Annotated in this window: 12 protein-coding genes; 5 read left to right on the top strand and 7 right to left on the bottom strand. The window is 62.7% G+C overall.

Features of this window, described 5'->3' with window-relative positions:
- Positions 1–118 precede the first annotated feature (118 nt).
- The gene (locus tag VNH11_19310; protein ID HVA48522.1) at positions 119–1456 is read left to right on the top strand and encodes an FMN-binding glutamate synthase family protein; all 1338 of its coding nucleotides are present in this window, start codon (positions 119–121) and stop codon (positions 1454–1456) included.
- Positions 1457–1812: 356 nt separating this feature from the next.
- Positions 1813–2052 (top strand): hypothetical protein, encoded by a 240-nt coding sequence (locus tag VNH11_19315; protein ID HVA48523.1) that lies wholly within the window; start codon positions 1813–1815, stop codon positions 2050–2052.
- 8 nt (positions 2053–2060) lie between these two features.
- On the opposite strand, the gene VNH11_19320 is transcribed toward VNH11_19315, so the two are convergent.
- From VNH11_19320 to VNH11_19340, 5 genes are all read right to left on the bottom strand, one after another.
- Positions 2061–3083 carry an HD domain-containing protein gene (locus VNH11_19320; GenBank protein HVA48524.1) on the bottom strand — a complete coding sequence of 341 codons (1023 nt, stop codon included), beginning with the start codon at positions 3081–3083 and terminating at the stop codon, positions 2061–2063.
- Positions 3084–3093: 10 nt separating this feature from the next.
- On the bottom strand, positions 3094–4770 hold the full coding sequence (locus VNH11_19325) for a Gfo/Idh/MocA family oxidoreductase (GenBank protein HVA48525.1): 1677 nt from the start codon (positions 4768–4770) through the stop codon (positions 3094–3096).
- Positions 4767–5759, bottom strand: a complete 993-nt coding sequence (locus VNH11_19330; GenBank protein ID HVA48526.1) for a DoxX family protein — start codon at positions 5757–5759, stop codon at positions 4767–4769. Before VNH11_19330 ends, VNH11_19325 begins: the two co-directional genes overlap by 4 nt.
- Before the next feature lie 157 nt (positions 5760–5916).
- Entirely contained in the window at positions 5917–6357 is a 441-nt protein-coding gene (locus VNH11_19335; protein HVA48527.1) for a PIN domain-containing protein, read from the bottom strand.
- The gene (locus VNH11_19340; protein HVA48528.1) at positions 6350–6616 is read right to left on the bottom strand and encodes a hypothetical protein; all 267 of its coding nucleotides are present in this window, start codon (positions 6614–6616) and stop codon (positions 6350–6352) included. The genes VNH11_19335 and VNH11_19340 overlap by 8 nt, the downstream gene beginning before the upstream one ends.
- Positions 6617–6726: 110 nt before the next feature.
- On the opposite strand from VNH11_19340, the gene VNH11_19345 reads away from it, so the two are divergent.
- On the top strand, positions 6727–6945 hold the full coding sequence (locus VNH11_19345; protein HVA48529.1) for a type II toxin-antitoxin system HicB family antitoxin: 219 nt from the start codon (positions 6727–6729) through the stop codon (positions 6943–6945).
- Between the two features lie 95 nt (positions 6946–7040).
- Here VNH11_19345 and VNH11_19350 read toward each other — a convergent pair whose 3' ends face one another.
- Complete coding sequence (locus tag VNH11_19350; GenBank protein HVA48530.1) at positions 7041–7331, bottom strand: ferredoxin family protein; 291 nt, start codon at positions 7329–7331, stop codon at positions 7041–7043.
- A gap of 155 nt (positions 7332–7486) precedes the next feature.
- On the opposite strand from VNH11_19350, the gene VNH11_19355 reads away from it, so the two are divergent.
- Positions 7487–8056: a sigma-70 family RNA polymerase sigma factor gene (locus tag VNH11_19355; GenBank protein HVA48531.1), complete on the top strand. Its 570-nt coding sequence runs from the start codon at positions 7487–7489 to the stop codon at positions 8054–8056.
- 8 nt (positions 8057–8064) lie between these two features.
- Here VNH11_19355 and VNH11_19360 read toward each other — a convergent pair whose 3' ends face one another.
- Entirely contained in the window at positions 8065–8514 is a 450-nt protein-coding gene (locus VNH11_19360; GenBank protein HVA48532.1) for a hypothetical protein, read from the bottom strand.
- Between the two features lie 24 nt (positions 8515–8538).
- On the opposite strand from VNH11_19360, the gene VNH11_19365 reads away from it, so the two are divergent.
- Positions 8539–9399: a serine/threonine-protein kinase gene (locus tag VNH11_19365; GenBank protein ID HVA48533.1), complete on the top strand. Its 861-nt coding sequence runs from the start codon at positions 8539–8541 to the stop codon at positions 9397–9399.
- The last annotated feature ends 168 nt before the right edge of the window (positions 9400–9567 follow it).

The following is a 9567-nucleotide window of genomic DNA, read 5'->3' on the forward strand; positions in this document are numbered from 1 at the left end:
CTGAACCCTGAACCCTGAACCCTGAACCCTGAACCCTGAACCCTGAACCCTGAACCCTGAACCCTGAACCCTGAACCCTGAACCCTGAACCCTGAACCCTGAACCCTGAACCTTTCAAATGCCCGACCGCCGCGACCTGGAAGAAAGCTACTCCTACAACCGTCACGTACTCGACTACATCCAGCACGCGGCCGAGCACGGGCTTTACGAGATCCGCGGCCTGGGCGCGAAGCGGTCTTTGCCCACGTTCGACGACCTGGTGTTTCTCACGGCCTCGCTGTCGCGGTATCCGCTGGAAGGCTATCGCGAGCGCTGCCTCACCAAAACGGTGCTAGGCACGCGGCACGCCAAAAAGCCAATCGAGCTGGAGGTTCCAATCACGATCGCCGGCATGAGTTTCGGCGCGCTGTCGGCCCATTCCAAAGAGGCGATCGGCCGGGCGGCGACGGCCGTCGGCACCTCCACCACCACCGGCGACGGCGGCATGACGCCCGAAGAACGGCAGTCGTCGAAAACGCTGGTCTATCAATGCCTCCCTTCGCGATACGGCTTCAACCCCGACGACCTGCGCCAAGCCGACGCCATCGAGTTGGTGATCGGCCAGGGAGCGAAGCCGGGCGGGGGCGGCATGCTGCTCGGCCAAAAGATCAGCGACCGCGTGGCCGAGATGCGCACGCTGCCGCCGGGCATCGACCAGCGTTCGGCCTGCCGGCACCCCGACTGGACCGGCCCCGACGACCTGGCGATCAAGATGCTGGAGCTGCGCGAGATCACCGACTGGCAAGTGCCGATCTACGTGAAGATGGGCGCCTCGCGCGTGCGCAACGACGTGAAGCTGGCCGTCAAGTCGGGCGCCGACGTGGTGGTGATCGACGGCATGCAGGGCGGCACGGCGGCCACGCAGCAGGTGTTCATCGAGCACGCCGGCATTCCCACGCTGGCCGCCTTGCGCCAGGCCGTCGAGGCGCTGGAAGAAATGAAGCTGGTGGGCGAGGTGCAGCTTATCATCTCCGGCGGCATTCGCACGGGCGCCGACGTGGCCAAGGCCCTGGCGATGGGGGCCGACGCCGTGGCGATCGGGCAAGGCGTGCTGATGGCGCTGGGCTGCAACTGCGACTATTACCAGGAGGGCGACCAGCGCATCGACGTGACCGCCGACTACGAGCGGTTGGGCATAGCACCGGGCTTCTGCCATCATTGCCACACGGGCCTTTGCCCGGTGGGCGTTACCACGCAGGATCCGCTGCTCGAACGGCGTCTCTCGCCCGAAGAAGGCGCCCGTCGACTGCGCAACTATCTGAACGTGCTCACGCTGGAGCTGACCACGCTGGCCCGTGCCTGCGGCAAGTCGAACGTGCATCACCTGGAGCGCGAAGACCTCGTCGCGCTCACGATCGAGGCCGCCGCCATGGCGAAAGTGCCGCTGGCGGGAACGGATTGGATACCGGGGACGTGAGCGGCCCCAAGGCCACGCTCTCAAACTATACTTCGCGCGGCCCAGAATGAGACATCCTGCGGCGAGGAAAAGCGGTGGCTGGGACAGAGCTTGGCCAGTTAGCGGCCGGCGCCCTTCAAGAGCGCGACGGCCAAGCGATGCCCCGGTAGCGCCACCACCGGGGCATCCGCTGGCCGGCGGCGCGTATCGGTGAGTGCCGGGTCGCTCTCGGCCAGCTACTGCCCCAGCCACCGCAATTTTTTCGCGGGTGATGAGCGTCATTTTGGGCCGCGCGACGTATAAGTCCAGAAGAACTGCGCGCAAATGGCGCGTGCCGTCGCGTTGATACCCCGTGCGCGGTCGTATAGAATGGCGATATGAACCAGCAAGACTTGGTCGAGATGTTGCGGCAAAGGCCGTTTCAGCCGTTTCACATTCACGTCAGCGACGGCGCGGTTTATGACATCCGCCATCCAGAAATGATGATGGTCGACCGATCGAAGGCACTCGTCTTCTTCCCGCCCAGCGACAGGTCGTTGCCGGTCATCGAACGGTACGAAGCTGTCTCGCTGGCGCACATGACGCGACTCGAACCGATACAGTACACATCGGCCTGAAAGAGATCCTACGACTCCCGCGGGCCGCGGTAGAGCCGCTGGGTGAGCACGTTTTTGGCCGAGGTCAACGTCCCGGCCAAAGCATCGTCGCGCAAAATGCCGTAATACATCTGATACTTTGCGTCCAAATCGTCGGCGTAGTGGACCAGCAGTGCTTCGGGCGTCATGGGCGGCTTGGGCGATCCCCATTCGGGCAACCGCTGGTGCGAGACGATGACGTGCTCCAATCGCAGCAACCGCTCGGCATCGACCGGCTGCCCGGCCGCCGCCTGCCGCGCGGCGGCCTCGCGCACCAGGTCGCGTCCTTGCAGAATGTGGCCGATCAGGGCGCCCGAGGCCGTCATCGCGGCGCCCTCCGCCTGCCACTCCAACTCGCAAAGCTTGCCGATGTCGTGCAGCACCGCACCCGCGACCACCAGCGAGCCGTTCAAGCGCGGCTGAAGATCGGGGTAATAGTCGTCGTACTTCTCGGCCAGATAAACGGCGGTGCGTGTCACGCTCAGCACGTGTTCCAGCCAGCCGCCCACGTAGGCATGGTGGTTCCGCGTGGCGGCCGGCAAGGCGAGCAGCTTTTCGCGGTTCTCGGTCAAGATCGCCAGCGTCAGCCGCCGCAGCCCGGCGTCGCCGACCTTGGCCTCCACCAACTGCTCCAGCTCGGCGAGCATTTGTGCCGGGTCGAACCGCGAGCGCGGCAGAAACATCTGCGGATCGTAACCGTCGAGGCGGTCGGCATCGTTGACAGCCCGAATCTTGCGGATTTCGAGCTGCGGGCCGTAGTTCGTCTCGCGATACAAGGCCCGCAGCTTATAGCAGATGCCGGGCGTCCAGCTTTGCTTGCAATCCTCGGCCCAGGGCGAATCTTGCCAGATGGGAAAGCTGACCTCGCGCCGCGCGTCGCGAAAGCCGACGCGGTGGTAGGGCTTGCCGTCGCGCGTGGCGAGCAATTCTTTGACGGTCAGCAGGGCGAACAGATCGCTCTCTTGCCCGTGGACCATTTCACACAACGCCACCACGCACGCTCGCGCCGTCATCAGCAGACTCCTATACCGCTACTTCGGGCTTTTCGCCGTCGGGCGTTTCGTCGCTCTCGATCTGGAACCACTCGTCTTTGAACACAATCTGCTCGCGATTGCGGATGGCCTGATTGGTGGTCAGCGCGATCACCGCGTCGGCCAAGGCCACCTCCGGATGACACTTGGGCTTGTTCTGCTCGAAGTCGAAATTCCGCAGGCACCAGGCGAAGTGCTCCATCTCTTCGGTGTAGCCGCGGCTGACGGGCCCGGTTTCCAACGCCTTCTTGCCCAACGCGGCGGCCGGGGCGGCGCCGCTCTCGCTGGTCGACATCACCGGCTTGTCGCCCTTGCCCTTGGCCACCTTGATGTGCGTCGAGGTGCCGGTATTGGGATAGAGCATCACCTCTTTTTCCACCTCCAGCACCAGCGTGCCCTCGGTGCCCATCACCACCTCGCCGTAGCCGCCAAAGCCGTTGCCGTTGATCGACGAATAAGTGACCACGATCTTCTTGTTCGGGTCAGCCTCGTAGTCGGGTCCGGGATACTCGTACATGCAATAGACGTGGTCTTCGCACTCGCGATTCAGCTCGTACAAGTGCCGGCCGCCCACCGCGCTCACGCTCAGCGGCCTCGCCTTGTGGACGATGCCGTCGGCGTCGGGTTTGCGAATCGCCGTGCAGAAAATTCCCGATGCGTCGAGCTGGTGGCTGCCCAACTCGGCCATCAGGCCGCCGCCCGTCCGCTGCCACAACCGCCAGCGGATCAGCTCCTCCAACGGCGAAGCCTCATAGGTCAGCGGGCCTTGCGTGAGCGTCTTGGAGAGATAGCCATACTTGGCGGCGTCGACCTTGTCCTTGTCCATCAGGCGATATTCCAGATCGCAAATCGCCATGCTCACGGCCTCGATACGGGCGTTGTCTTTCTTGTCGACCGCCGCGGCCAGCTTCTTCTGCATCTCGGCCAGTTCTTTGACCATGCTTTCGTCGGGCAGCTTGGCGTACCAGCTATCCTTGGTGCGGTGCCACTGGGCGCGGATCGAGTGCAGCGTGCCGAGCAGTCCCTGCTTGATCATGTCGACGGCGTTGTCATACAGGATGCTATAGTGCCGCTGGTGCCCGGTGGCCAGGTGCTTTTTGAGCTGGTTCGCCACGCGGGCCATCGTCTTGCAACGGCCGACGCTGTAGCCCATCAGCTTCTCAGTGAGCACGTGCTTGTCGGCCTTCATGGCCTCGATGGCCACCACATCGTGCAAGTGCAAAGGCAGGGCGATGACCACCGCCTCGACGTCGGGATCCTTCAGCAGATCGTGATAGTCGTCGCCATAGACCTTGACGTGCTTGCGAGCTTCGTCTTCGCTCTTCCAACCGTACTTGGCCATCAGGCCCGGCCGGGCGGCCAGGGCGGTCGGATCGCCGTGAAAGGCGCGGTGGATGTTGTAAGGCCGGATGTCGGCGATGGCCACTACGTTCAAATAGTCGGGCGTGTGCGCGCCCAGCAGCACGCTGCCTTCGTCGCCGGTGCCGATGACGCCGATCCGCACCGGGTTTTCGACCTTCTTATAGCCGTAGTAGAACGCGCCGAGGCCGGCCCCGGAGACCACGCCGGCGGCCACGGCGCCCTCTAAAAACTCGCGTCGCGTGACGCCGATGGCCGACTGAAAGTTCTCTTTGCCAATCGCTTTTTGTTCGGGGGTTAAGTCCATCATCGTTTTTCTCTCTTGGCGGGCGGCGCTTCCTTCCGGCCGAACAGCGGCCGGACGAAGCAATAGTGGATGAAGAAATCGAGTCCGCCCCAGCGGCCGACATGCGTCGTGGCCAGGGCAAACATCGCCATCATTTCGACGAATTCCTTGTTCACGAACAGCGAATGCCCGACCGACGGGTGCGGCACCGGATAAAGCCCTGGCCAATCGGGCTGGGCCAGCACGATCGACAGCAAAAACAGCGCGCCGGCGAAGCTGGCCAGCCGGGTGAAGAGGCCGGCCAGCAGGCAGACGCCGATGGCCGTCACGCCGTAACTGACGATCTTATCGACTTGCTCGATCTGCGTCGGCCGGCCGGCCAGCGGGCGGCTGTTTTCGGCACGGGTGCGCTGTTCGTCGTCGAGTAAGTTTTCGAGATCCTGCTGAAAGGCGGCGAAATAGCCGTCGAGATCCTTGAGCCAGCCCTTGAACTGCCCCTGCAGCTCCGTTTGCTTGTCCCAGACCCGTTTTTGCTGATAGGGCGGGAACGACCAAGTGGTGCTCGGCTTGGGTCGCTGATCGGGTTCGGCCGGCGCCGCGGCGGCCGGTTTGGCCGCTCCGGAGGGCGATTCTTTGGCTGACGCCAGCCGGTCGAGCTCGTGCAGGTAGGTGTCGAGATCCTGTTCGTTCTCTTTCAGGAAATCCAGCGTCTGGGTTTTGCGGGCGGCGGCGATATGCTCGGCCGACGCGGCCTGCTCCGGCCCCAGTTTGTAGAGGTCCCTGAACTTCTGCAGATACTCGTCGAACCGCTTTACGAGCTGGTCGCGGTTCTCTTTGGCGAGCGTCTTGCGGCCGTCCCAATCGTCGAGCAGCGAGCGATAGAGGTCGCCCAGCGGCCCCTTGGCCTGGCCGAGAAAAGCGGCCGAGGAAAACTGCGGATCTTCGAGCTTGACCAGGCCCTGGTAGAAAAAGTGCCAGCCGAGGGTCAGCCGCAGCAAGACCAGGGCAAACACGGTTGTCAGGCCGATGGTAAACGGGCGTCGGTTCAGGGAAAAATCTCCTGCGCGGATGCCAGCCGCCAGCGCGCGTGAATCGGGCGTTCGCGGCCATCAAGGTGGGAAACGACTGAGCCATCCATTGTAATCCTTTTGCCGGCCTTGGCTACGGGGCTCATGGCTGAATGTCGCGCCAATCCTCGGCGGGGACGAAACGCTTGATGTGCTTGGGGTTGGTAGAAGCAACCAGGACTTCTCGGCCTCGGATCATTTCGGCCTGCGCGGCGAGAATGACATCGGCGTCCAACGATTCGTTGCCCGCGGTCGGCCGGCCGTGCCTCCGGGCCTCGGCCCACAACTCCGCGGCACGCAGCATCGCCTCGGTGGTAATCGGCAGATAACCAAGTTCGTCCTTCATCTCGTTCAGCCGTTCAATGCCACGAGTGCGGTTTGCCCGCAGCAATTCGCGGCGAACCTCGTAGTCGGCGATTTCGGGCACCAGAACCTCAATGCCCGCGACGACGAGTTGAGCCAACCACGCGGCGGCTTCCATCGATGGCCGCGGATGCGACACCAACCCCAACGGGCCCGCGTCGAGCAGGACGACTTCAACCATCGAACAGCTTTCGCGCACCGACCCGTGAACGCTCGCGGTCGAGTGCTTTTTTTAACATGGGCCACGTCTCTTCATCGTAGCCAGACTCGTCTGCCAGCCAGCTCCGCAGCATCGCGACGATTCTCTTGGCTTTCGGCGAATGCGGCTCAAGCTGATCTAACAACGCGATCGTATCGGCAATGGCGTCGGCCCCTTTTGCATCATTAGTCGCCTTACGACGTCGCGCCTTTGCGCTTGCTGACGGTTTGCGGCGAATCATAGTCCCTCCGTTGAAGCGCTCATTATAATCGTCTCTGCCTTTTCATCCATTGGTTCGGCCGCCATAATGAATCTCAAAGGGGCCGATAGCAGCCAAGGCAGAGGTCGCCAATGGAGCTCACTGCCGTTTTCATGGAAGTGCCCGAGGGGTTCATTGCCTTCGTCCAAGAACTGCCGGGAACCAACACGCAGGGGAAAACTCTCGACGAAGCGAGAGAGAACCTTCGGGAGGCCGTCGAGCTCATCCTGGAAGCAAATCGCGAGTTGGCCGAGAAGTCGTTGGCTGGCCAAGCGGTGGTCCGTGAGCCGTTCGCGCTGACCGGCCCATGAAGCGCCGCGACTTGATCAGACACCATGACCTGCTCTCGGCAATGCAGGCGGGAAACTGCCGCGGTTGCCAATTGTAATCCTTTTGCGCGCCTTGGCTACGGGTGGGCGGACGGCTTTGCCAGCGGCTGCTTGCGCTGGGTGATCTGCGGGCATTGCGGCGCCATTTCGGCGTTCAGGGCGATGAAATCCCGCCACGCTTCGGGCACGGCATCCTCGTAGAAGATCGCTTCCACCGGGCATTCCGGCTCGCAGGCGCCGCAGTCGGTGCATTCGTCCGGATGGATGTAGAGCATCTTTTCGCCTTCATAAAAGCACTCGACCGGGCAAACCACCACGCAATCGGTATACTTGCAGCCAAAGCAGGGCTGAGCCACAACAAACGCCATTTTTTAGTCCTCAAGCAAGAGACGGTTGCCCGAAGGGTTAATGCGTTTTCGACCTGCCGTTTGGACAGAATTCTTCGTCCGACCGCTGGATTCTTTCGCAGGCGGTCGGGGCGTAGAATGACGGCGGAAGTAGGGCACGGTTTTCTCGCCATTCGATGGACGAACCTTCCGAACAATTGCTGGCCAGGTATCAGGACGGCGACCAATCGGCCGCCGAGGAGATGTTTCGCCGCTACGTCAGCCGATTGACGGTGTTCGCTCGTACGCGGCTCGCCCCGCGCGTGGCCCGCAGAGTCGATGCCGAGGACGTCGTTCTGTCGGCCTATCGCAGTTTTTTCGTCCGCGCTCGCGATGGGCAGTTCCGTTTGCGGCGGAGCGGCGATCTTTGGCGGCTGCTGGTCGCCATCACGCTCAACAAGGTCCGCCACCAGGTCGCACACCACGAGGCGGACAAACGAGCGATGCGACGCGAAGAGAATCCTGCTTCGCTCAACGAGCAATTCTCGCGCTCTCCTCGTCCGGAACATGCCATTGCCGTGGCCGATGAACTGGAACAGGTCATGGCGGCGATGTCGCCGGTGAAACGCCGCATTCTGGAGCTTCGCCTGCTCGATTACAGCCTGGCCGAGATCGCCGCCGACATCGGGCGATCGGAGCGCACCGTCAGACGAATGCTCGACGAGCTGCAAGCGTACCTGGAACGAAGGATGCTGGGCGAGGGTTGAAAATGTCATTACTTGACCGGCCGCAATCGAAAGCGCCCAGCATCGGCGATGACGATCGTTTCGATGCCGCGGTCGCGGCGTTTGAAGCGGCGTGGCAGTCTGGCAAGGTTCCTGACATTCGCGCCTTTGCCGATGCCGACACGGTCCCCGGCCCGCGCCGCGCCGAGCTCCTGCACGAATTGGTCCGCGTCGACCTGGAATACCGCTGGCGAAGCGAGCCTGTCGGCGCGGAAAACGGAATGCCGCGTGAGCCGTTGCGCCGCGGGACTGAAGATTATCTGGTTCTGCTGCCGGGAATCGGCGACGCACAAAACCCGCCGCTCGACCTGCTCGCCGAGGAGTATCGCGTCCGGCAGCGTTGGGGCAAGCGCCCGAATGTAAATGAGTTCACGCAGCGTTTTCCCGAGCTCGCAGCGGAGCTGACCGCAGCATTTGCGCGGATCGATCTTGAGCTGCAAAAGGAAGCGGAGGAAGCGCCATCCATGGACACTCGCCCTCCGTTGATTTCGCCTGACTTGGTGCATCTTCCGCAATTTGACTACCGCGAATTCGTGCTCGAATCGCACCTCGGTAGCGGCGGCATCGGAAAGGTCTATCGCGCGTGGTGGAAATCCCGACAGAAGCATGTCGCCGTCAAAATGCTTCGCAAGCATTGGTGGCGTCAGCCGGGAGTCGACGAATTATTCTTCCGGGAAGCTGCCATTCTCGTAAAACTGCGGCACCCCAATATCGTCAGCGTGCATGGCATCGGCCGCACTTCCCAGGGCGGATGTTTTCTGGTCATTGACCTGATGGATGGCGGCGATCTTTCGAGCCTGGACGGGACGGCGTTACCGGCTCAGGCCCTCGAGTGGGCAGCCCAGGCGGCCGATGGTCTGGCTTATGCGCACCAGCAGGGCGTCGTCCATCGCGACGTGAAGCCGAGCAATCTTTTGCTCGACCGGTCCGGGCGCGTCAAGGTCGCCGACTTTGGACTCGCGCTGCTCACAACGATATCCGGCCGCGGCGATGACGGTCTGATTGGCACGGCCGCCTATATGGCCCCCGAACAGCTTTTTGGCGAGGGGCGGCAAGTGGGAAAAGGCGCCGACATTTTTAGCTTGGGCGCCGCGTTATACACGTTGCTTACGGGGCAGCCACCCTACGAGGGCGGCAGCTTCATCGATGTGGTTGAACGGCGATTGAACGGAGCACAGCCTGTGTCTCTGCGCTCACTTTGTCCCGATGTGCCTGAGAGCTTGGAGAACGCTTTGGCCCGCTGTCTTGTACGCGACCCGAACAAACGATTCGCGACGGCCGAAGAACTGGCCGCGGCGCTAAGACGTGCGGCTGGCGACGCTTAAGACGGGCCGGCGCTCGTTCCGGCGCACCGAGGCTCGTTCCACCTTACCCTTTTCTCGAAGCCGAAGGTGCTGATGGCTGGAAGTTCCAGCTTCGCGGCGAGTTTGGCATCAAAGGTAAGGTAAGGTATAGGGCCAGCGAGCTTGCGAGCGCCGGCCCACCGATGGCGA

The organism is Pirellulales bacterium (assembly GCA_035533075.1).
Taxonomy (GTDB): domain Bacteria; phylum Planctomycetota; class Planctomycetia; order Pirellulales; family JAICIG01; genus DASSFG01.

Bases quoted from the DNA above. Each gene is read 5' to 3' on its own strand.
- VNH11_19350 (HVA48530.1), bottom strand. From the start codon at position 7,331: ATGGCGTTTGTTGTGGCTCAGCCCTGCTTTGGCTGCAAGTATACCGAT.
- VNH11_19365 (HVA48533.1), top strand. From the start codon at position 8,539: ATGGACACTCGCCCTCCGTTGATTTCGCCTGACTTGGTGCATCTTCCG.
- VNH11_19315 (HVA48523.1), top strand. From the start codon at position 1,813: ATGAACCAGCAAGACTTGGTCGAGATGTTGCGGCAAAGGCCGTTTCAG.
- VNH11_19310 (HVA48522.1), top strand. From the start codon at position 119: ATGCCCGACCGCCGCGACCTGGAAGAAAGCTACTCCTACAACCGTCAC.
- VNH11_19335 (HVA48527.1), bottom strand. From the start codon at position 6,357: ATGGTTGAAGTCGTCCTGCTCGACGCGGGCCCGTTGGGGTTGGTGTCG.
- VNH11_19340 (HVA48528.1), bottom strand. From the start codon at position 6,616: ATGATTCGCCGCAAACCGTCAGCAAGCGCAAAGGCGCGACGTCGTAAG.
- VNH11_19325 (HVA48525.1), bottom strand. From the start codon at position 4,770: ATGATGGACTTAACCCCCGAACAAAAAGCGATTGGCAAAGAGAACTTT.
- VNH11_19345 (HVA48529.1), top strand. From the start codon at position 6,727: ATGGAGCTCACTGCCGTTTTCATGGAAGTGCCCGAGGGGTTCATTGCC.
- VNH11_19320 (HVA48524.1), bottom strand. From the start codon at position 3,083: ATGACGGCGCGAGCGTGCGTGGTGGCGTTGTGTGAAATGGTCCACGGG.
- VNH11_19355 (HVA48531.1), top strand. From the start codon at position 7,487: ATGGACGAACCTTCCGAACAATTGCTGGCCAGGTATCAGGACGGCGAC.